The organism is Flavobacterium zubiriense (genome assembly GCF_041729725.1).
In the GTDB taxonomy this organism is placed as follows: Bacteria; Bacteroidota; Bacteroidia; order Flavobacteriales; family Flavobacteriaceae; genus Flavobacterium; species Flavobacterium zubiriense.
The window spans coordinates 106863-128678 of sequence record NZ_JBCFQL010000006.1 but is presented as its reverse complement, the minus strand read 5'-3'; the positions used below and the strand labels follow the sequence as shown (position 1 = coordinate 128678).

Below are 21816 nucleotides of genomic sequence, written 5' to 3'. Positions count from 1 at the left end.
TTTTTACGCTCAATTCACTTAAGCAGTTATACTTCTTCCAGTTTCCATCCATACACCCGCTACAAATGTCAAATCAACATAAGATACAGCATCAGGCAATACAGCACTAGTAGCTACATCAATTACATTAGCCACATCAGCCACAGTCAATTCTACATCTACAGTATTAGTTCCATAGATTCTGATAGTTTTACCTTCAACACCGTTTAAGATGTTAGAAATTGTAGTATCAGCTGTTCCAGTAAATTTAAAGACCGTACCACCTTTTACATCCAATACAGCTGTAGTGAAATTCATATCTGTTGTAGGCGCAACTTCCGGAGCATTCGTTCTGCTCAATTCTTTGAAAGTTCCATCTTGTTTCACAAACAAAGTGATTGTTCCACCAGTAGATAAATCAAAGTTGGCTGTCAAATCTAATCCAGCACCATCAACTAAATTCTTTTCACCTGCTAATCCAGTGTTTCCTTTGATTTTAACAATTGAACCTTTAACAGCACCTTCAATGCTTGAAATATTAGTTTTCCACGTTTGATCCACAACAATGTTAGGATAAGTAATTTTCAAGATACCTGAAGTATCATCAAAGGCAGGAACGAAAATATCATTACCAAATACTGGCACGTTATTAGACCATACTTTTTGCACTTCAAATTCTCTTGGATCATTTTCAGCCAATTTAGTTCCTACAAATTTAATACGGATTCCCAAACGGTAATCAGCAAAAATATGTGTATCTCTCTTTTCGTGAGTTACGGTGAACTTCCCTTTCTCCGCAGTATTATATTCTAAAACCTGAATATTATTAGACTGTGTAATACCAATAAAATCAGTATTCGTTTGGTCTGTTAAAGGCTGGAATTTGATATTTGGATAATCAATTGGGCTAGTCAACTGATATTTAGATTTTCCTTGGTCAGCAGCATTATTGATAACTAACGGTCTTAATATTCCCGCACGCTCCACATAAGCCTGGTACCATTTGTCCGACAATTGAATTTCTAGACCTTGCTCTTTTCTTTCAATCTCCGGAATCATTTTAATCATGGTATTGATATAATCCACAATGTTTGATTCGGTAGGAGTTCCAATATCAAAAGCTTTGTATTGTTTTTTCACATCACGGTAGTACCACCATAAGTAACGCAATCCGTTTTGTGAATTCACAGCTGCTCCTGGTTTATCGTCACCATCTGGCGACTGAACGAAAATACCATTGATTTGAGCCATACGGTCATCCAGTTTTTGGCGTTTGATCAACTCACCAAGTAAGAACCCAATGAATGACATTTTCCAAGGATGAGAACCTTCTTTATTGTAAGAACGAATCCAAGTGTTTTCAATTTCTTGCAATTGGTAACCGTTGAAGGTAATATCGATTTTCTTACGGTAAACTTGTCCTTGTTCGGCTGCAATTTTGAATTTGTTTTTAGGAGACCATCCGTTAGCTCTACCCTGAACAATTTCAGCAGGTATAATATAACCATCTGAAACACGGTCAAGCACTCCAGAGCGCATATCCCATTCTTTAGGTAATTCGGCAAAGTCATTAAACAAGGAGTTTAACACTCCTGAGTTTTCCTCCACAAAATGAGCCATATCACTTTGTAAAGTTGGTATAACACCATCTTTATTAAAGTCGGTTGCCTTGATGCCTCCATCTCTTAAACGGGCATTCCATACACGCCCTCCATCAAAAGCATCATAGCTTTTACCAGATCCAAACAAGTGTGTCGCTGAGTGTGTCATATTTCCTCTTTTTCCTCCGATTACTTCCAAAGGACTATCTCCTTCAGGTTCTTGAATTAATTTGGCAACCATAGCAGCCAATTCTTTGTTTTTGGCTGTAATAGCCCTTACAGTTTCAACCGGATTTGGTTTTCCATCATCTGCATTATCATTAGCATTGGTAGCTAATTCTTCAGCAGTTAAGCCCGATTCAGCAACTAAAGCTGCAATTTCATCTTGAATAGCTTTCAAGTCTAGATTGTTTTGTGCCAGGTTTTTGATTTCCTGATCAATACCATTAATAGCTTGGTCAGCTAAATCAGGACCTAAAGCATCGACAATCTTTTGTCGGTCTTCAGCACTCAGATTGAGGGCTTTTTTTTCGCCATCAATTGGGAGTTCAGTCTTACCTAACAGTGCGGTTATCATCGCTACTGTTTTGGCCATAAATTTCCATTTCATAGGATTTTGTTTTAAGGTGTTATTAATTAATTTTATAGCGATTTCAATTCACTCATAATATGAAGCCTGTTTATGGCTTGGTCAAGGCTACCAATAGAATCAATCATTCCATACTTCAAAGCATCATCAGCCCCAAAAGTTTTACCAGTTAATACCCCAACTTCTTCTTTCAAATTAGGGCAGGCAGCACGCACACCTCCTTGAAATTTTATAGCCAAAGGCGAAAGATGTTCCTCGGTAATCATTTCATACTTTCCTTCTAATGCCAGTTTTACAGCTAAGTTTTTATGTTCGCTTTCAGGCGGATAGATGTCGTGAAACTTATAGCCTAAATTTTCTAAATATTCTCTGTTGTCAGCAAATGAAGCCACAATACCCACAGAACCAAATGCAGCCGAAACATTATTGTTTGCCATCTTATGATCTGCAACTGCGCACATAGCCCAGTAATGCAAAGAGGCACATTGATCAGCAATAGCCACCACAGGCTTAGTCTTGTCTTTTCCAAATTGGATAAAAGGACCTATTGCATTTACACCGCCTCCTGGACCATCTTCATTAAAAACAATCCCCATGATATTTGGATTTCTATCCGCTGCATACATGGCCATAGCAATTTCTTCCGCACCATAACTACACATTCCTCCATATTTCATAATAGGCCCTACCATATCAATTACTGCAACTGAGCCTTTAGGAGCATCAATAAAACCATCTTTACTGGGAGCTACCGTTTTTCCATTATGATCTACTACAGTCATCAGGGAACTTGTATTTTCGACAATAGGAACATTTTCACCCATCATGATTTTATGTGCAATTGGCATATATGCCAAAAGGCCATCAAATGACATTGCCCATTGTCCACGGGTTAAATCCATTAAAAGTCTATCTACTCTCATTTCCTTTATTTTTTACGAAGGTGTTATTTCTTTTTAAAAATCGCTGTGACGTAAGAAACCCACTTAAAGCGATTATTTAAGTAGTTCAAACCAATACCTAACAATAGGATGATTAGAACCCACAACCAAGACCAGTAATTGAAACCGCTACGTTGTAATGAACTGGATGCACGGGCATAAACATTTTCAAATTGAATCAGCGTAGTATCTTTTCCCCAGTAATTTTTTAAACTGGAATTTGATGAAGCATTCGATTCCTCCGAAACTACATTTGCCTTTTTTTCTTTTTTACGTTCTGTCACTTCCGCATTGTCCAGAATGTACTTTTTCCCATCAGGAGTAATCACACTTGATGGCTTGGTAGGATCAATAGGTTTATAGTTGGTTTCCGTTTCTGTTTCACTGGAAGTATCCGTTTTTTTGGTAGTAGCTAAAACATTAGAATTGGTAACCAAAGAAGCTGCTCCTTCACTTGTTTTCAAATCGGTATTACTTTGCAAATCAATCATGCTTTCAGCCGCTTTTTTCTTCGAACTGCAAGCCATAAGGCTAATTAACAGCCATGCTATAAGTAACTTGATTACATAATCCAAAGCTTTTATGGTAATCGCTTTCATAAGTCAATTTTTAAATCATTCAATCATTTAATCTTTCAATAAAATCACCTATTCCTAGGCAATTTCAATTTGTGATACATCACGTTTTCTTTCAGCATAAAATCCTGATATTCGGTATAAGCATCATAGCTTGGACATTCCTTTATTCGCTCCCACGATTCAATAGCGCCATTCTTGTTTTTATCAGTAGAAAAATGATAGTGTCCTACAATCATCACATTTTGTAAATCATTGCCATTCTCACTTAGCCAATCCATCATTTCCATGATTTCAAGAAGAATCGAATTTCTTTGTGCCTGTGTTCGCGTATCAGCAGCTACTTTTACATTTTCATGCAAAACCCCACCGCGATAACTCAAATGCAAACTTTGCGAGTTGAATCCAGCTACACCATTAGTCACCGCATTATAATCAGCTAGTTTGTGTCGTGTACCATCATAATCTATCCATGTGGCATATCCTGGAGATTTCCATCCTAAAGATGTTTTCCAGAAGTTCTGCATACTTTGCAGCGTTCCATGACCCGCCTGACAATGCACTACGATGTATCTTATGTTTTTTGCTCTATTACTCATTTTTATAAGGGTTTTTGGTTCCGTCAAATTCAAACCATTTATTATATTTTCTCAGCAAAATACCTATCAATCCGCGCGCTTCGGAATACCCCAAAGCCGCTAAATTTTCTAGCCACGAAATGACTAATTGAAAAACGATACTTGTAAAGACTACATAATACAGCCATTCATAGGGATTGACTTCTAAGCCTAATACAGTAGGACATTCCATTTTAGAAGAAAAAGAATGTAAAACATAGAGAATTGAGGTAAAGACCCCGATTTTAAGAATCATTCTTCCTATTTTTCTGCTTTGAACACGGTCGCCTTTTATCTTGACAGAAACTTTAGTTCCAGTCCACACTTCAGCACAAACCAAAAAAATCAAGGAAAAGAAAACCGCCGCATCCAGTCCTAAAAAATCTTTAGTAATTAACCTAATTGTACCAAGGCAACCGGATAGAAAAAGTAACACGGCACTTTTATCTACGTATAAAATTTTGAAAACAGTGGTTGCAAAATCATGCTTGTTTTCGTAACCAAATCCTTTTAATAAATAGTCAAGTATGTTCATAGAGCGGCTTATTTACTGTAAAACTACTTTTACAGCACCAAATAGCCTGTGACATAAAAAAGCCCTGCATTTGCAAGGCTTTTACTGTTATTGGTTGAATTTTAAAATATTGTTAGATGATTTACTTTGAAAGCGGGCTAAGATTTTAGCGTTTTTTTTTTCACGGTAATACAATTGCCGCAAACTGTCATTACAAAATCCAAATTCCTCCAGATCATATTTAGCAATAAATTTGTCAATAGCTTTCAATACTACAGCTTGGCTATTATTCTCAATACAACCATTCATGTATGATATAAAGGACATCCGGAATAAATCCTCCAGCAAATCATTAATATCATCATTTGCTTCCTGAGGCAATCGCAAATAGGAATTGGCACCATTGGCAAACTTGTAGATTTCGCCTTTGTAGCTTTTTTTGTTATTCAAATCCGATATAGTTAAGCACAAATTAAAATGATCTACATTCAAATGCCTGTCAGCCTTTTCCATCAAACGCCTAATGATTCTACCAATACCCGAAATATCCGAAGTATAGATAACCGTTTTCACTCTCTTATTTGCATAAGCGTGTTCTTTGCCATCACTTTCTTTAAAAAAATAAGAAACCAAATGTGGACGAATCTGAATAGGAACGATAGACATGATCTTTGTTATTTTAAAACAGCCACCGCTTTGATAGCTGTCTGATGATACTTATTTACTGGTTAACCCAATTGATAGGGCTTTTGCTATTAAAGCATCACCCGAAGCATTAGGATGTGTCAAGTCGGGTACATAAGTCATTATATTTTTTTTATTGATTCCGCAAGTTCTAAGCGTATCTATAACAGGAATAGAGTAATATTCACAAATATCAGTGATCAGGTTTGACTTTGTTTTACTGTTGTTATACGAATCCCTATCCGTTAAATGAAGTGTTGAAAAATATATTTTTATACTTGGATAATTTACTTGAAAGTACTCAATTGTTTTACCAACGTTACCCCAAAAAGTTGACGGGTAAGGTGCTGTTGTAATATCAGCCACCGTTCCATTTCCACCCGAATCTCCATTATGCCCAATCATTAAAACAACTGCGTGACACATATTGTAATTAGGTAAAGGATACCCCGTACCCGTTACGATATTGTACATTCTCAAAGTGTCTGAACCCGAACTGCCATAATTCACAATATTGCAGTTTAAATTATTTCCGACAATACTCGGATAAGTTCCTGATGTTACACTATCTCCAAAAAAGTAAATTCTCTTTCCTTCCCATTGGTACGGATATTGTGGCAAAACCTTCGGCTTAATAGAATACCCTAAAAAGTCTTTCAAAGTACTACTTTTAGCATTGGCATAAAAAGTGGAAATGATTCCCTGTTCTACTTGTAAAGTGCTTTTATTGTTAAAAGTTAAGAATCTAGTATTAAGCACTAAAAACAAATCTCCTGATACGTTCGGCACTTGAAAAGTAGTTAATGCGGGTCGAACTCCTTGTCTGTATGCTTTATTTGACGTAGCTCCGTTCTCAGGGTAATAAGTTGTTAATTCGCTGTCTGCTATCGGCACATATTTTCCTGATGTTAACCTTCCAAAGAAATAATTTTGTCCTCCTGAAATACCATCTTTAGCTAATAAATCTCCGCTGATAGTGTAGATAGCGTTTGCAGTTACAGGAATAACCGCACAATCATAATCGTCATTAGCTGTTATTCCATTAGTTGTATTATAAACCACGCCCCAACCTTTTGCAATATTGTCCTCGTTAAATAAGTTTTTCGTATTACTTTCAACTGCTGATGTAGAAACAACAGCACTTTTAACGGATAGATCAAACTCTGTTTTGTTTCTTAAAAAATAATTATGTGCATCCTCAATCTCTTTAGAACCAATAGCGGTTGGTTGTACTTGGTCGTTTTGTTCGTAAGCTACAAACGGACTTTTATTGACAATCAAAGTAGATGCTGTGTTACTACCATCCCATCTTGTGTTAATTATCAGAAATAAACCGCTTATGTTTGGAGTTTTAAAAGTACTGATGTTTTCACTTGCGCTTAAATCACCTCCCCCTAACAAAAACCTGGTTTTGTTGAAATAACTGAATAAATAACATTCCGACTCAGGCACTTTTGTAAACGTTCCCGAACCTACTGAATCTTCCCTGAAAAATCCTAATATTGTTCCTGCACTTTTAAAGAATCCTGATATTTTATATATGGTATTCGCATCAATCGGTAATACTAAAGCGTCATAATCAGTATTAGAATTAGAATACGTCCCTGCCGTGTTGTAAACAATTCCTTGATTTGCTCGAATATTTCCCGTAACTAAATTCACGTTTTTAACCGCAGATTTTAAAACAGTAGGAATAGCATAACCACTCAATCGTTCCACCCATTTAGATGAAGTACCAGGAACATCACCCGCAACAGTATTAGCATTAGCAACCCAATCTTTACCAAGGTGGTTGACTTGGCTACCTGAAGCAAAAGCAATTGCACTCCATGTAACCATGTTGGCAGTTCCTGCGGGCCCTGTAGGTCCTGCGGGTCCTTGTTGGCCTTGAGGTCCTTGTGGACCAATAGCTGTACTCAAGTCTAATGTTGATTTGCTAATGGTAAAAGCTCCGGCTGCATCACGAATAATAAAAGCAATTTCATTGGCTCCCAAAACAACACTGCCATAATTGGCATACGTTCCAGCTTTAATAGCAATCCAATACCCTCTTCCATTTCCCGTAGGAGTATAGTCTGGTTCTGCTGTACCTAAAAAAACAGATTGTTGTATTGTAGCCATTTCATTAACTGCATCTCGCATTGCGTTAATTTCTTCCGCAGTCAAACAATATTCTGAACCATATTTAGTAATAAAATCTGCTAAGTTGGGGCTGTTTTTCTTGTCAGCCCAGTTTAATAAACTCATAAGTATAAGGATAAAGGAATTAAAGATGGTAGTCCTACCGAATTTGCATCATCTACAAATCCAGAAGGAAATATTGAAACCGTTTCAAAAACTACTTCAGCAGTTTTTACATTTGTTTTTATGTTAATTTTTGGACGGGCGTTTTGCTTGTAATCATTTCTTCCTATGACTAAATAAGTACCATTAGTCAAATTCAGTTTTACAAAACGCACTTTGTCCATTAAGGCTATACGTTCCGACCGATTTTTATCAGTAGATGGAAACCTAATAGTAACACTTTGCTTGTATATAGTTCCCGCTGCACTTTTTTCGCTTTCTTCGCCAAAAACAACGCTACCTAAACCAACATAAGTTTTTGAAAAATCAACGGCAAACATGGATGAATTGAAAAAATGTTGCCAATCAGGAATAGAAGCAGCTACTAACTCCCCTCTAAAAGCCAATTCGACTCCACAAATATTAGGGTTAACATAAACTCTTTCAAGAACTTCCATAGATTTAATACTTTTCACGAAGATAAGTAAAATCTACTTAAAATAGATATATGTAAGTAATAAAAATGTATTTAAAATAGATTTATTTTAGTTTTCTATCTTTCTAAATACTTCAAGAAAGTCAAATAATCCCATAAATTTTTGTAACAATGTAACCAAGGCTAAAAAACAAGCGTTAACCCTTGATTTTATTGACCTTAGCATACTACACTAGTTTTGTAACCAACAGCAGAAAAGAAAATGTGTTTTTGTAACCTCTTTATTAGTTACATTTTTTTTGTAACTACAGTTACACTATTAAAAGTAAAATGTAACTGTAAACACTATATATTACAGCATATTTCAGCAATGGTTACAAAGTTACATTTTTTTTTAGGTTTATATAAGTTAGGAGGTAAGGAGGAAAAAGATGTGAGAATGCGCCTACCGTGTTAGAATTTTCAGAAAAAATAACTTTGTTGTAAATTGCGATAAAAAAAACAACTGAAAAATGCCCTTAACAGACGACGAAATTGCAAAAATGAAATCAATACTCCAGCGATTGGAACCCGATACAATAACTTCGATACAATATTTCTCCAAGAGGAATCAGTTCCGGACGGGCTGCTGTATGCAAGTCCTGAATAAATACGGAAAACCTATCTGCATTTTGCAAAATTTCGAGCATCTATCGCCTTACCGCCATAAGCTCATACTGCGATTATCTAAACAAATTCCTTACCCAATCCATATAACGCATCCTCGCGAAGGCATGACCAGAATAGGATGGAAACAGGAATAAAAAAACCACTCGGTTAGGAGTGGTTAAAAAGGATAATCTGATTTTTTAGGTTTAAGAATGAGTTCCTGGTACTCTCTTTTGATTTTTTCGGCAATTGCATCACGAATAAATTGAGCTACATTAATTTGATAACTCTCTAATTTTTTTAAAGTATGATGTTGCATTTCGGTTATTTTTATAACCTTCACTTTTGTGTATTTTATTACCTTTCCCATAGATATGTAATACTTTTTATGCGCCAAGCGATTAGTTAGCCGTCAGTTAAACAACATCACGGTAACTTGACCTTCTCGATAGTCTAAACTTCTAATTACACCATCAATTGAAGCAATTTCTTCTTTATCTAAATTGTGCCATTTTTGTGCTAAATCATATTTTCCTTTTCTAACCGCAACATTCAGACTTGAAGTAACGGCTAATGAACCATATTCATAACCTAAATCATTCAAATAAGACTGTGCTTGATATAAAGCATCAAATGGTCTATCTTCTTTTTTGGTAAAATTTTGTTGAACCATTATTTTTCTGCCTAAATAATAATATTCTGAATCATTATTCTCATCAGTAACCGAACGGCTAACAGTCGTTTTGTCTAATGGCTTTACTTGGTCTGTGTCTGAAATCATAAGTTTTAAATTTAATAATTAGTGTGTTTTTGTGAAGTCTAGTCTTTAATTACGCCACTAGACAAAGCGACCGAACGTTGTGCGAGATGCTACGAAACCGCATATAAAAGCTATTTATGTTGTATTTCTTTTAAATATCTTTCCAAAAGAGATTTCTGCCAAAATGCAGAAGGCAAAACCGAAACAACTGTTCTTTTTATTGTAATCCCTTTTGGTAATCTTTCGGCTCTTGTAAAATAATTATGACCTATACTTAAATGTGACTGATTTTCTTTGAAGGAATCTTTTAGTAAATCGCCATCATAACGTAAAACTAAAGCGGTTGGGTCATTATATTTTGGTAAATTAATTATCCAAAAATGTTCGTCTGTTATTATTGGTAAATCTGATTTTGAAAATTGAGTAAGTTTCATTTTAAAATAATTTAGTTAGTAATTAAAAGCACCATCGCACAACAGCTATTTTAAGCTACTTGCATCAGTTGTGGTGCATTAATATTTAGTTTTTCATAAGTTCGTATTTCCCTGCGGAAAATCCTCAGCTCCGTAATATGCAAGCATCTTAAAGTAGCTATCCGTTAACGGTAATCTAAAACGATACCGCTAAAACTATCTGTTTTGAATTTCTCTTCTCCTAATTTTTTCCACTCTTCGAAAGGGATGACTTTTTTACACATAATATTTATTTTGTTATTGGTTGAATTTCAGTTGTTATGATGTGAAGGAGTTTCTTTCGATACTCGGCTTCGTTTACGGCTTCAATCCTGAACGAAAACAGTTCCTTACCTTCTATTTTTAAATAAATAGTTACTTGTGTTCGATTTAAGTAAGTGCCTTTATCGATAAAGTCTTTTGCGTAAACATCTTGCAAGTTCCAAATACTTCTTGGTTCTGGCAGTCCTCTGTCTTTTAAAACAGAAGCTGCTATATTATACATCTCCTGTGCTGTTAGATTAGTCATGGCTTAGGTTTTAATTTATCTTTATAAACATTAAGAAAAAAGGCTTCACTGTTTTTATGATAGTGATAAGTTGAATTACAACAATCACATTTTAAACTGGGTATGTTATCTTCGGGGTCGTAGTATGATTCATAATCTCTGCATAATTCGCCCTCCGCTTGACTGCCACAAACATGGCATTCAATATTTATCCTAGTAGTAATTGAAACAGGAAGACGATAAAGTTCAATTCCGTTTTCAATAACATTTTGGAGAGCTTTATTTCGCTTTATTACTTCATCTCGATGTAATTGATTTGATAAATCTATTTTTTTATTATCGATGAAATCAAAAGGCCTTTTCATACTCCAAAATTTAAAGGTTTGTTAATTCGTTCAAACTCATACACCCAAACAAAGGGGCTTTCCATCCAAGAATCTATTCCGTTAATACTTATCCATAATGATCTGAATGAAGTAACTGGGTGAAAATTTGGAACACTTAAATGATACTCTTTGTATAAGGTTAATCCATTAGCTGATTTACCTACTATTTCAATACCTTCAGCAATTGCATCTTCTTCGCTTATATCCTGCAAGCGTTCCGCACGGATAGATTTTATTTTAAGGAAAAATCTACAGGCTTTTTTAGGCATGAAAAGAGAAGGTTTCCAGATAATTTTTAAAGCTTCTTTTAATGCCCAATTTGAATTTGCTTTATAATGATATTTTGTGGATTCATCTTTTTGAATTATTCCACAAAATGTTTCCCGAACCCAAAAAACATCACCAACATTGTAAGGACAATCTATAGGATGGTATGTTTCTAAAGGTTTACCTTGATTATTTATATATTCGAAAAAATGAGATCCTTGATAAGAATCATCTTCATCAGTACAAATTCCATCGTATCGATACAACTCAGGATTCTTGTTAATTTCTTCCAAACCCTTAGTTCTACGGGTTTGAGTTTTTCTATTTTCATTTATTCCCTGAACCATTGGAGTGGAGAATAATATTGGGTGATATTTTATTTTCATCGTTTCATTTTTAAAAATTAGTTCCAATTCTAATATACCCGCTGCCGATCATTTGGTTGGGGTAATCGTAAAACTGGAAATCGCTTCGGTAGTCGTAAGAAGTTCTTAAACCTATAAAGGCTTTTCGCCAATTTTAAAATCAATTCCCGCTTCGAGTCCAGCGGTGGCATTGGCGGCTTTTCGTTTTATCACCCCAAGACGTATTCCTGTGTAATAGCGGATATTTTCAAAATACCCGCTTGTAAAGTTCAAACCAATACCTCCAATTGCTTCGGTATATCCATCTTTCAAAACCTGAAAGTTTGCCACACCCACACGGGTGTAAACTGTTCCGGAGTATTCAATTTCGGCTCCTATAAACAAACCACCTTCTTTGATGGATGCACCAGGATCTAAGATGGTAGATAGCGTGAAATCTTCGGTGTTTTTTAATTGAAAGCCTTGAGCATTCATTAAAAAAGGGATTAAGATTAAAAGTAGATTTCGCATAATTCAACGTACAATGTTAAACTCAATCCCACCCCCAGTATAAACCCGATGATAGCCCAGAACAAAGCTGTTACACGGTAGTCTTTTTTTTGTTCGTCATAATTTTGTGAGTGTAAGCAGGCTTTTTCTGGAAGCCCGCATACAGTGCAGTAGTTATTATAAGTCATTACTTTAGTTATTTGATTGATAAGGAAGTGGTTTTTCTATTGCAGGATCCTGAACTAATAAATAAGTCTTGACAGGATAAGGTTTCGTGTGTTGATGATTCCTTAATTCATAACCATTGGTGGCAAATCCATTTTTGTCCTGATGAAGCAATTTAGAATTGACGCCATATTTGTTTGCTAATTCCTGAGTGTTTTTTATCCAGGAATCGAAGTTGTTGAATTCTCCAGTCAGGATTACTTTTACTGGGATTTCGATGATGTTGTTGTCTTGTGTCATGGTATTGTGTTTAAGTGATTATTTAAGCGGTTTTTTGGTATTCTTTTTTCCTGAAATGCTGCCTTTCGTTAGGTACAAAAATTTGTTTTTTGGCAACTAGATTTTCAAGAAACAAACTCGTAGTACTATTATCAGTAAAAAAAGGCCCTGTGAGTTTTTGATCGGCATAGATATAGTAAATGCGGTTCAGTTTGATGTGTCTGGGTGTGTCTTTTAGATCATCTATAGAAGCTTCGCGCAGCACCAGTTCAAACAAAAATTCATCAGTGATAACATTAGGAATAGGAGTGATAACTCCACATTTTCCAAAAGCCATTCGTTTATAGAGGTCTTGAAAATTATTTCCCTCTGTTACGATGAAAGGTCCTGAGAGCACATTGGTTTCCCAATCCAAATAAAAGACTGTTGTATTTTCTTTTATCCATTGTTTAGCTCTCATGTTGTGAACATCGCCAGCAAACAAATCTGTTTTACTGGCGGTTCTTAGTGCTGCACGTACTTCTAGTAATTTCATCGCTTGAAAGTTTTTATTTGTCTGGATCTAACTACCGATTCCCTTTTTAAAAATCGTTCCCTTTCAACAGGCATATCGCCATCTTTGATAATTGCTTCAAAAGCTTCACAGGCTTTAAATACTTCAAAAACGGTATTGCAAAGCGCAAATATCTTTTTGATTTCGTAGCAGCTGTACATCAGGCAAGTTTTTCGATTTTCCAGCCTACTATGGTATTAAATACCTGTAGTACACCTTCTTTATTTGTCCATTCACGCCCTTTGAGATTGACAGCAATTTTTAATTTCTGTCCTATTTTCATGTTATCCAGTAAGGTGACATTGCCTTGTGTAAATTGGATATCCAAAATTTGTGCGTGCTGCTCTATTGTTTTTACGTGTACGCTTCTTGATTTGTAATTGTTTGCGCCAGTTTCTTTGGTTTCTAATACTCTTACTACTTCTCCTGTGATTTCCATTTTTATTGATTTAATTGATTATGATTATTTATTTTCTAAAGCCATCCGTAAGCGATAGCTGCTTTTTCTCCGATTGTTCCTAAATCGATATCTTCGGATTCTTCCTCTGAAAGATCATCTCCATTTTCGTCAAAATAGCATCTGGCAATTTTTTCGCCTAAAGCATCCCATTTATCCGCTTTGTTTTTATACTGTTCTGCAAATTCAATTGCTATTTTTTTTAAATCAGCAATTGTGGTTTCTGTGCTTTTTTCTGAAAAGAGTAAAAAACCTATTTGGAAACCTATCTTGTTTTCTAATTCATCTGTTGTCATGACTTTATTTATTTAAGTGATTATTTAATTGATTTTATATAAAATGCTAAAAGTGTTTTATCTCCAAATCTTCTAATGATTCTATTATTATGGGTACATAATTCTCTAGGATTTAAAGAGTAATTATTCAATTCGCAGTAGATTCTCAATTGCTTATTGAATTTTGAAAATGGCCATTTAGTTTGTTTGCTAAATTTTATAAATTCATCATGACCTAATTGCGCAGTGAAGTAATTATTGATATATTTTAGTTCTCCTTCTTTATTTGTAATTTTAAAAAATTGTTCTGCCCACTCATTAAAAACTTCATATATATGTTCATTATCTTGATCTAATTCTTTATCTGAAATGTATAATTCAGCAAGCATTTTATACATTTCGTGTGTTGCTAATACATTTTTCTTTACTTCTCTGTCTAAATCACTAATTGTTTGATCAGCAAGTATTTTTATATTAATTCTAATTCCCATTTCTGCTCTTTCTTTAATTCTTTGTAATCCTATCATGACTTTATTTATTTAAGTGATTATTTATAATTCGATATATTCAATTTCGTTTCCGTTTTTTGCCCATTGACCAACTGATAATGGTTCTAATTTTAATAGGATGAATTCATTAACCGTTACCCAATCTTTTTCAGCATTAAAAGGTGCTTTTTCAGTTATTATTCCCCAAATAGTAAAAAGAGAATCTTTATATGCGTGCTTGATATCACATATCTTTCCTACCCAAAAATCAGATCCAATTAAAAAGAGTAAATCATTGTTTCTTTTATAATGTGGACGGAAACCATTTATATTCTTATTATTTTTTTTAAACCCTAAATCTTCTAATTTTTTCATATTTTACTTTTCAAAAATTTCGTTTTCGTTAGTGTATTCTTTAACATCGCTATCTACTATAACTTCCTGCTGTTCTATGGTTCTAATGAAAATGACTTCCTGTGTTTTTCCTTCTATTTTTTGCAGGATTCTACCTTGCTGGGTGTGTAAATCTTTCGGGTTGAAAATGTACCCGTGCAATTGGCAATAGGCTTTTATGGCTTTTTTGAATTTATTGACTGACCATTTCATTTGCTTGGATGTTTTGATAAAATCATCAAAGGCAAAATCTTTGGAGAAATACTGATCTAAGTATTTAAAATCGCCTTCTTCCAATGTTCCCGGATTCGTTTCTTTATTCGCAAAGAACCCATCAGCCCAACCTTCAAATGCTTCTCCCATTTCGGCACGCAAACTTCTTTTGGTCACATTGTCCATTGGTGGACTAATTTTATTAGGATGTGATAGAAAGAACTGAATACACTGTGCGCAAAAATTATAGTAGTCGTTCCATTCCGCCTCTGTAAAACCTGAAAATAGATTTCGACCTCCAAAATCGCTCGCAATATTCCTGGACTCTTTATACTCATCATTGTTATTTTCATGGTAATAATCAGAGAAGGAACAAAATAGCAATCTACGAGCAGTAGATGGCCCATCATCACGGATGGTGAAATTGGAGGTAATCAGGAATTTTGGGGAATCATTAAAAGGGATTTCATAAGGCTGTCCGTTTTTAGGATTTACTTTTAATGATCCTGTTATCTCAGAATAGAAAAAGGCAAAATCCAAATATTGATTAGCATCATCAATCAAAATAAAATCGGTATCCTCAGTTACTCCATGATAGATAAAGTCGTTTTTAGTCACATTAGCATCACGCCCTTTAATGTAAAATCTTCTTTTAAGGATGTTGTCTAAGCTTCCTAAACCTACTGATTTTCCAGAACCACCATGCGACTCTCCTGTTTCGGATATTTTGTTATCCATAGCAAAAACACACCATGGTTTACTTTCATCCTTAAAGCGATGGAGCAGGTACCCAATGCAGTAGATTTTATTTATTAGGTGTAATTTTTGCTCATAGATTTCATCTTCAGATAAATTAGGTCCTTCGATATCAAAATGATGTTCTTTGAAGTAAGCATCTGCTTCAGCTGCTGGGCGTTTTTCAAAACTTTCCTCCAGTTCTTTTCGCCAATGCACTCTGGAGGCATTGATCATAAAATTGAAGTAGGGATTGTCTTTTTTCAAAACCTCAATATCCAAATTACCTTCTGGGTCTGTACTTATTTTGAATTGCGCTTCTCCTTTTTTGATTGGGAAATCAATGATTTTATCTTCCCAAACATATTTGTCCACTTCGCCCTGTTTATGCTCAGTGATATCAGTAGCAGTGATTTTTAATATTTTTTTTGTAAAAAATAAATATTGCTCTTTTTTGTTTGCATCCGAAAAATCCACGTTAACCATTGGTAATTTCGATAAAGAACGCTCGTTTAACTTTGGTGAATTATAGATATAATCTCTTAAATCAGGGTGCATCTGGCGTTCCTCAAGAAAGGAATGCACATAGTTTTCGATATCATTCGGACTCAGTTTTTTGACAATAGATCCTTCCTTTTTTATGTAAATAAAACCTTCCTTAGTATCTGGAGTCTCATAACGCCCAAACCCCATTAGATTCAAAAACTGATACAAACGTGTGTTAGACATATTGTAAGTAGTCTTTTTAGTGGTTTTGTTCCAGCCTTCCGTCCAGAACTGGAAGGGCAATGAGTTTTGAATTATCTTATCAAAACCACTCGTGAAAGCATTGGCATTATCCGAAAAGTAAAATTTCTCTACATAATCCTTAAAATCCTTGCAAGGATTCCCTCGTTTGTCCTTGAACTGTTTTAATTTTTCAGGCAGAAAAAGCAATTTGATATCAAGAAACTTCAAACCCATAGCAATGGCTTGTTTGATTCCGGTATTGTCTAAATCGGCTACGTAGTAAATATCTTTAGCCATTGACTTTAATTCCTTGTATTCAGACCAATCCAAATGCTCACTTTCAGAGTTGAACCAAATTGGAAACTTATTGAACGACCATAGGTTAATACCATCAGACCCGCCGCTAATAATAAAAACAGCATCCACTTTGGGATCATACTTTCTCTTAGGCGCTGAATCATCGTCGGTTTCATCTTCAATAGAGTAATCTTCCTGCTCATTTTCTTGCTTTTTTTTGTTTTCATTAAATTGTTTTTTTACCAAATCCCATCCGAAAACATGCTTTTTAGGTTTATCTCCTGCATAACGAAAACGGTATTGCTTTTCGAAAGAATTGGGTTGGTAGATTTTTTGCCAATTACCAAAATCAAAAACCAGTATAGGAAAATCCTCGGTAGCGGTAGTAACCACGGTTTCATTCTCTTTACAGTAAGCAAATGATTTGCATGAACGCAATTTGAAATCGTTGCAATGTTGTTCGTTTACACGAGGTCCTAGTAAAGCCAATTCTTTTTCGGAGATGGTTTCGTTATAAACAAAGTGATAGGATTTAGGTGTTTCATCGGCTGCCAAAGGACGTTTTTCAATGATCGGTTTATAGACTTGTAATTCAGCACCTTTTACATTGTAGCGTGCTCCCAAAATTGCACAAGCTTCAGCATAAGAAATGTTTTCTTCTAACATGCATATTTGAATTCCGCTTCTAGGTTTTTGATCGCCACCAAAATCCGTTACTACCCAAACACCGTTTTGCAATTGGTGTAAAGAAGCTGAGGCTGTTTTTTCAGATTCTCTAATTTTAAACTGTCGAGCTGTTTTAGTAATTACTTTTAAAGCATTAGGATAGTAGGCTGTGATTATTTCTAAACCTCCATTGGTCGCATCTAGGATATCGGTGTCTTTTACGTAGCTCATTTGTTAGGCCTCCTGTGTTTTTTGATTGGGAATAATAAATAAAGGTTCAAAACATTGTTTGTGATAAATAGAACCTTCCTCGTATGATTCTGGAGTCATACCGTATTTTACATGAATTGGTTTTTTCTTGTTTTCGGCAGCATCAAAAAACTCCATCATTTTATTAGCAGCTTCATCTGATTCAATTGATAAAACACGTAGTGCTTTTACACTTTTAAGAATTGATAATTTCGCTTTCAAAGGGATAGATTGAGTTTCAATTTCCTTATCTGTGAAATGTCCTGACTGATTCAGATTATCAATTTGCTCCTGGTATAAGTCTATTTTTGATTGTAATTCTTCTAACATATCGCTGAGTTTTAAATTATTTTAAAAAAACCACTCCACTACAGAGTGGTTTTTGTGTGTAAGTGCACACACAGTCTGGGTAAGAACGTAAATCCGGATTATACCCGAATAAGGTTCAGGAAAAAGGAAATCATTGTTCCTTCCTGCTTGGTTTGAATACCAAGTTTATCGTAAACATTTTTTTTGAGTTTATGTAAGGATCCCATTGCCATATCCATATCATGAGCTATGGAGTCATTGGTTTTATTAGTAGCCATCAGCTGTAATAAAATAACTTCCTGCTTTTCTAGGCGCTGTCCATTATATTTTGGCAACTTGCAAAGAATCCCTTCGCTTTTACAGTTGCCATGATTTGGGCATTCCCAATATTCACCATCCTGTAATTGGCCATCTTTGATATCAGCTTCAAAATCTAAACCTCCAAAACGGCACATTGCAAATTGTTCAATGCGTTTCATTTTAGAAGTGGGATGCATGTCTAACAATTCAATCTTAACCCTAGCATCTTGATTGATTGTTTCCTCTAATATTTGCATCGTAGCGGAAGAAATTTCGCAAAAAGGTAAAATTTTTGCATTTTGGATAATTTTTACTTCACCATTAGAAACAAAGAATTCGGTAGCCGAATCTATCATTCCTGGGAAAATACTGTTAGCGTTTGATTGTGTCATGGATTTAGTGATTTTTTAAGCAGTTAACATTTTTAGTTTTTCAAGTTGAGCTTGATTCTCTTTGGCTACTTCGACTAGCGCATTAAGGATATCTAAACGGTTATTCAATTTGGCACGAACATTTCGAATCATACCTTTTGAAACAGTATGATCTTTTGGAAGTTTTTTTAATACTTCATCGACATAAGCAGTCGGTAAAAACTCATCTATAATCTTATGAGCCTTATCGATATGCATTTGCACATCTGTATTATTGTTATTTGTTAGTATATTTGTCATAGGATTAATATTTATACCCCAAAACTAATATAAATCTACTTTAAATAGATATAAAATATAAAATAAATCTATTTAAAATATTAATATATAATGATTCTAAATTATGGATTATCACGAAAAACTCCGTTTGTTCTTAAAATCAAAGAACTTATCACAAAAGGAAATGTCTAGAAGACTGGATGTTAGCCCTACAATGTTAGGGAGGTATTTTATGGGTACCGCTGAGTTTTCATCTGTTTTTGTACATAAACTCATGATGGAATTTCCAGATGTCGACCTACGGTATATTTTTTCGGAGAGTGAAGAAAATCTACTTAAAGTAGAGGAAGCGAAAAGTATTTATTATAAAGAACAAGGAGAAAATATGATTACTCAAATAGATTCAATCCAAAAACAACTAAGCAAACTAAAGAAAGAATTGGCACAATTTTGCCACAACAAATAATTAAAGTCAGTAATAACGTGCCTTAACGAGTGTGGAAGTATTCCTTCTGGGATCACTTTTTTCTTTTGAATACCCTTAAAAACCCCAGTAAACACTGGGGTTTTTGTTTTTATGTTTAAAATCTACCCGACAACACATGTAAATTTTATTCTTTTAAAAAAGAATAGTTTTTAAAACAACTAAAACTAAATCACAACCACATCTAATTTGTTCTTTCTAAACAGTACTACTTTTCTAACGGAAAAATACCATTTGGAAATATAAATTAGTATTATTATCAGTTCGAGCGCAGTCAAGAACCATTATCGCATCTCGACAGCGCTCGATATGACAAAAAAATTGGACTTTTTTTTCATAGCTAATTGGTATAAAAAAGAGCACTGAATATTAAAACCCAATGCTCCTTTGAAAAAAATATGCGGTATGAATTATTTCGAATAAGCCACAGCAACTTGTTTACTTGAACCTAAACCTTCAATTCCTAATTCGATAACATCACCTGCTTTTACATAAACAGGATCTGGTTTAATACCTAAACCTACTCCTGGAGGTGTCCCTGTACTAATAATATCACCAGGAAGAAGAGTCATAAACTGACTTAGATAATGAACTAAAAACGGAATCTTAAATACCAAATTAGAGGTATTGCTATTTTGGAATTTTTTACCATTTACAGTCAACCACATAGATAAATTATTTACATCAGCAATTTCATCCTGAGTAGCTAAAACAGGTCCAAGAGGCGCAAATGTATCACAACCTTTTCCTTTTGCCCATTGACCACCCATTTCGATTTGGAATGCACGCTCACTGTAATCGTTCAACAAAGCATATCCGGCAACATAATCTAAAGCATCCGCTTCTTCCACATAACTTGCCTTTTTTCCAACTACAAAAGCCAATTCCACTTCCCAATCGGTTTTTTCACTTCCTTTAGGAATAATTAAATTGTCATTTGGTCCACACAAAGAAGTAGTCGATTTAAAGAAAATAATAGGCTCTGTTGGAATTGGAGCACCAGTTTCATGACAATGGTCTACATAATTTAAACCAATGCAAATAATTTTTGAAGGACGTGCTACTGGAGAACCCAAACGAATATCACAAGCAACTTCGGGGAAAGAAGTTCCGCTTTCGATAGCCGATTTTAATTTTTCTAAACCATTATTCTCAAAAAAAGATTCGTTGTAATCCGTTACAATTGAAGAAACATCATATCTTTTTTCTCCAACTAGAATTCCTGGTTTTTCGCTGCCTGCTGCTCCAAAACGTATTAATTTCATTTCTTTATATTTTTTTAAAAGTTACTAAGTTACTGAGTTTTTAAGTTTCTAAGTTTTTTTAATCTTATTACTTAATAGCTTAGATTCTTAGCCTTTTCTTAGTTTCAATCTTAGAAACTTAGCAGTTTAGAATCTTAGCAACTCTTTTTTAATTATTTAATTTAATAAAACCTCCATCAATTGGATAATCTGATCCTGTAATAAAACCCGCTTCATCGCTGGCTAAAAACAAAGCAAGAGTAGCAATTTCTTCTGGTTTTCCCATTCTTCCAATAGGCTGCGATTTTGATAATTTATCAAATATTTCAGCTTCATTTCCTGGATAATTTTTCGAAATAAATCCATCTACAAACGGTGTATGTACACGTGCTGGAGAAATCGAATTACAACGAATATTTTCGTTAATGTAATCTTTAGCAACAGATAATGTCATAGACATTACCGCACCTTTGGCAGTAGAATAAGCAAAACGATCTGGGATACCTACCCACGAAGCAATCGAAGCCATATTAACAATCGATCCTCCTCCCGACTTACGGAACTGAGCAATTGAAGCATACAAGCAATTGTAAACTCCCTTTACGTTCACATCCATAATTCGATCAAAATCAGTTTCTGGAGTTGTATCGACCTTGCCTACATGAGCAATTCCAGCGTTATTGACTAACACATGAATATTTCCTATTTTTTCAAATGTGGCAACTACCTCATCATGCTTAGCAACATTACAAGCATGAGCAAAAACTTTTCCACCATTGGCAATGATTTCATCAACAGTAGATTGAGCACTTTCGGCAGTTAATTCAATAATATGAACCTCAGCTCCTTGCTTAGCAAATAAAACCGAAATAGCTCTTCCTATTCCGCTTCCTCCTCCTGTAATAATTGCTTTTTTATCTTTTAATGAAAACATTAATATGTTGTTTTGTTAATTAATATTGATATTTTTTTTATGGTAGCAAATTTATGAAAACGTTTATAATTATCCTTGGTTTTATTTTCAATCTAATTTAATCGTTACAACTTCACTAATTAAATTAAGGCACATCCATTTCTCCAAACTGAATTTTTACTTTTTTATTCGAATAGATTCTAATTTCCCTGATTTATTACACGACAATTTATTTCGAAATTTTTATTTGTTAGCAAAATATAAAATTTAAACAGTTACTTAAATTTTACTACAACAACTATTTTTAATAGTACTAACTTACA

At 34.5% G+C, this 21816-nt stretch carries 29 protein-coding genes; 1 reads left to right on the top strand and 28 read right to left on the bottom strand.

Annotated elements, in window-relative coordinates; genetic code table 11:
* Positions 1 to 18 precede the first annotated feature (18 nt).
* The 26 genes from AAGV28_RS07050 to AAGV28_RS06925 all read right to left on the bottom strand — a co-directional run bounded on the left by AAGV28_RS07050 (position 19) and on the right by AAGV28_RS06925 (position 18873).
* Positions 19 to 2190 carry a hypothetical protein gene (locus AAGV28_RS07050; RefSeq protein WP_373406117.1) on the bottom strand — a complete coding sequence of 724 codons (2172 nt, stop codon included), beginning with the start codon at positions 2188 to 2190 and terminating at the stop codon, positions 19 to 21.
* 32 nt (positions 2191 to 2222) lie between these two features.
* On the bottom strand, positions 2223 to 3092 hold the full coding sequence (locus AAGV28_RS07045) for a S49 family peptidase (protein ID WP_373406116.1): 870 nt from the start codon (positions 3090 to 3092) through the stop codon (positions 2223 to 2225).
* Between the two features lie 23 nt (positions 3093 to 3115).
* On the bottom strand, positions 3116 to 3709 hold the full coding sequence (locus tag AAGV28_RS07040; RefSeq protein WP_373406115.1) for a hypothetical protein: 594 nt from the start codon (positions 3707 to 3709) through the stop codon (positions 3116 to 3118).
* 44 nt (positions 3710 to 3753) lie between these two features.
* Entirely contained in the window at positions 3754 to 4284 is a 531-nt protein-coding gene (locus tag AAGV28_RS07035; protein WP_373406114.1) for a peptidoglycan recognition protein family protein, read from the bottom strand.
* Positions 4277 to 4837: a phage holin family protein gene (locus AAGV28_RS07030; RefSeq protein WP_373406113.1), complete on the bottom strand. Its 561-nt coding sequence runs from the start codon at positions 4835 to 4837 to the stop codon at positions 4277 to 4279. The genes AAGV28_RS07035 and AAGV28_RS07030 overlap by 8 nt, the downstream gene beginning before the upstream one ends.
* Positions 4838 to 4924: 87 nt before the next feature.
* Positions 4925 to 5482, bottom strand: a complete 558-nt coding sequence (locus tag AAGV28_RS07025) for a hypothetical protein (RefSeq protein WP_373406112.1) — start codon at positions 5480 to 5482, stop codon at positions 4925 to 4927.
* A gap of 51 nt (positions 5483 to 5533) precedes the next feature.
* Positions 5534 to 7747 (bottom strand): SGNH/GDSL hydrolase family protein, encoded by a 2214-nt coding sequence (locus AAGV28_RS07020; protein WP_373406111.1) that lies wholly within the window; start codon positions 7745 to 7747, stop codon positions 5534 to 5536.
* Positions 7744 to 8241: a hypothetical protein gene (locus AAGV28_RS07015; protein ID WP_373406110.1), complete on the bottom strand. Its 498-nt coding sequence runs from the start codon at positions 8239 to 8241 to the stop codon at positions 7744 to 7746. The genes AAGV28_RS07020 and AAGV28_RS07015 overlap by 4 nt, the downstream gene beginning before the upstream one ends.
* 804 nt (positions 8242 to 9045) lie before the next feature.
* The gene (locus AAGV28_RS07010; RefSeq protein WP_373406109.1) at positions 9046 to 9237 is read right to left on the bottom strand and encodes a hypothetical protein; all 192 of its coding nucleotides are present in this window, start codon (positions 9235 to 9237) and stop codon (positions 9046 to 9048) included.
* Positions 9238 to 9279: 42 nt separating this feature from the next.
* Positions 9280 to 9648: a hypothetical protein gene (locus tag AAGV28_RS07005; protein WP_373406108.1), complete on the bottom strand. Its 369-nt coding sequence runs from the start codon at positions 9646 to 9648 to the stop codon at positions 9280 to 9282.
* Positions 9649 to 9758: 110 nt separating this feature from the next.
* A complete protein-coding gene (locus AAGV28_RS07000) occupies positions 9759 to 10061 on the bottom strand; it encodes a hypothetical protein (protein ID WP_373406107.1) in 303 nt (100 codons plus the stop codon).
* Positions 10062 to 10329: 268 nt separating this feature from the next.
* Entirely contained in the window at positions 10330 to 10608 is a 279-nt protein-coding gene (locus tag AAGV28_RS06995; protein ID WP_373406106.1) for a hypothetical protein, read from the bottom strand.
* On the bottom strand, positions 10605 to 10952 hold the full coding sequence (locus tag AAGV28_RS06990) for a hypothetical protein (RefSeq protein ID WP_373406105.1): 348 nt from the start codon (positions 10950 to 10952) through the stop codon (positions 10605 to 10607). Before AAGV28_RS06990 ends, AAGV28_RS06995 begins: the two co-directional genes overlap by 4 nt.
* On the bottom strand, positions 10949 to 11626 hold the full coding sequence (locus AAGV28_RS06985; RefSeq protein WP_373406104.1) for a hypothetical protein: 678 nt from the start codon (positions 11624 to 11626) through the stop codon (positions 10949 to 10951). The genes AAGV28_RS06990 and AAGV28_RS06985 overlap by 4 nt, the downstream gene beginning before the upstream one ends.
* A gap of 111 nt (positions 11627 to 11737) precedes the next feature.
* Complete coding sequence (locus tag AAGV28_RS06980) at positions 11738 to 12115, bottom strand: hypothetical protein (protein WP_373406103.1); 378 nt, start codon at positions 12113 to 12115, stop codon at positions 11738 to 11740.
* A gap of 171 nt (positions 12116 to 12286) precedes the next feature.
* Positions 12287 to 12559, bottom strand: coding sequence for a hypothetical protein (locus AAGV28_RS06975; RefSeq protein ID WP_373406102.1), 273 nt, complete (start codon positions 12557 to 12559; stop codon positions 12287 to 12289).
* 22 nt (positions 12560 to 12581) lie between these two features.
* On the bottom strand, positions 12582 to 13073 hold the full coding sequence (locus AAGV28_RS06970; protein WP_373406101.1) for a hypothetical protein: 492 nt from the start codon (positions 13071 to 13073) through the stop codon (positions 12582 to 12584).
* Positions 13070 to 13252: a hypothetical protein gene (locus AAGV28_RS06965; RefSeq protein ID WP_373406100.1), complete on the bottom strand. Its 183-nt coding sequence runs from the start codon at positions 13250 to 13252 to the stop codon at positions 13070 to 13072. Before AAGV28_RS06965 ends, AAGV28_RS06970 begins: the two co-directional genes overlap by 4 nt.
* Positions 13252 to 13530: a DUF3127 domain-containing protein gene (locus AAGV28_RS06960; RefSeq protein ID WP_373406099.1), complete on the bottom strand. Its 279-nt coding sequence runs from the start codon at positions 13528 to 13530 to the stop codon at positions 13252 to 13254. Before AAGV28_RS06960 ends, AAGV28_RS06965 begins: the two co-directional genes overlap by 1 nt.
* A gap of 35 nt (positions 13531 to 13565) precedes the next feature.
* Entirely contained in the window at positions 13566 to 13844 is a 279-nt protein-coding gene (locus AAGV28_RS06955; protein ID WP_373406098.1) for a hypothetical protein, read from the bottom strand.
* A 20-nt stretch (positions 13845 to 13864) separates the two neighbouring features.
* Entirely contained in the window at positions 13865 to 14350 is a 486-nt protein-coding gene (locus AAGV28_RS06950) for a hypothetical protein (protein ID WP_373406097.1), read from the bottom strand.
* Between the two features lie 24 nt (positions 14351 to 14374).
* Positions 14375 to 14686, bottom strand: a complete 312-nt coding sequence (locus AAGV28_RS06945; RefSeq protein WP_373406096.1) for a hypothetical protein — start codon at positions 14684 to 14686, stop codon at positions 14375 to 14377.
* 3 nt (positions 14687 to 14689) lie between these two features.
* Positions 14690 to 17575: a primase-helicase family protein gene (locus tag AAGV28_RS06940; protein ID WP_373406095.1), complete on the bottom strand. Its 2886-nt coding sequence runs from the start codon at positions 17573 to 17575 to the stop codon at positions 14690 to 14692.
* Between the two features lie 3 nt (positions 17576 to 17578).
* A complete protein-coding gene (locus AAGV28_RS06935) occupies positions 17579 to 17923 on the bottom strand; it encodes a hypothetical protein (protein ID WP_373406094.1) in 345 nt (114 codons plus the stop codon).
* 98 nt (positions 17924 to 18021) lie between these two features.
* Positions 18022 to 18594, bottom strand: coding sequence for a helix-turn-helix transcriptional regulator (locus tag AAGV28_RS06930; RefSeq protein ID WP_373406093.1), 573 nt, complete (start codon positions 18592 to 18594; stop codon positions 18022 to 18024).
* 15 nt (positions 18595 to 18609) lie between these two features.
* Complete coding sequence (locus tag AAGV28_RS06925; RefSeq protein ID WP_373406092.1) at positions 18610 to 18873, bottom strand: hypothetical protein; 264 nt, start codon at positions 18871 to 18873, stop codon at positions 18610 to 18612.
* 103 nt (positions 18874 to 18976) lie between these two features.
* Between AAGV28_RS06925 and AAGV28_RS06920 the strand changes: the two genes are divergently transcribed.
* Entirely contained in the window at positions 18977 to 19318 is a 342-nt protein-coding gene (locus tag AAGV28_RS06920) for a helix-turn-helix domain-containing protein (protein WP_373406091.1), read from the top strand.
* Between the two features lie 428 nt (positions 19319 to 19746).
* Here AAGV28_RS06920 and AAGV28_RS06915 read toward each other — a convergent pair whose 3' ends face one another.
* Together AAGV28_RS06915 and AAGV28_RS06910 are read right to left on the bottom strand one after the other, a co-directional pair.
* Entirely contained in the window at positions 19747 to 20601 is an 855-nt protein-coding gene (locus AAGV28_RS06915; RefSeq protein WP_373406090.1) for a fumarylacetoacetate hydrolase family protein, read from the bottom strand.
* 148 nt (positions 20602 to 20749) lie between these two features.
* Positions 20750 to 21514, bottom strand: coding sequence for an SDR family NAD(P)-dependent oxidoreductase (locus AAGV28_RS06910; RefSeq protein WP_373406089.1), 765 nt, complete (start codon positions 21512 to 21514; stop codon positions 20750 to 20752).
* Between the last annotated feature and the right edge of the window lie 302 nt (positions 21515 to 21816).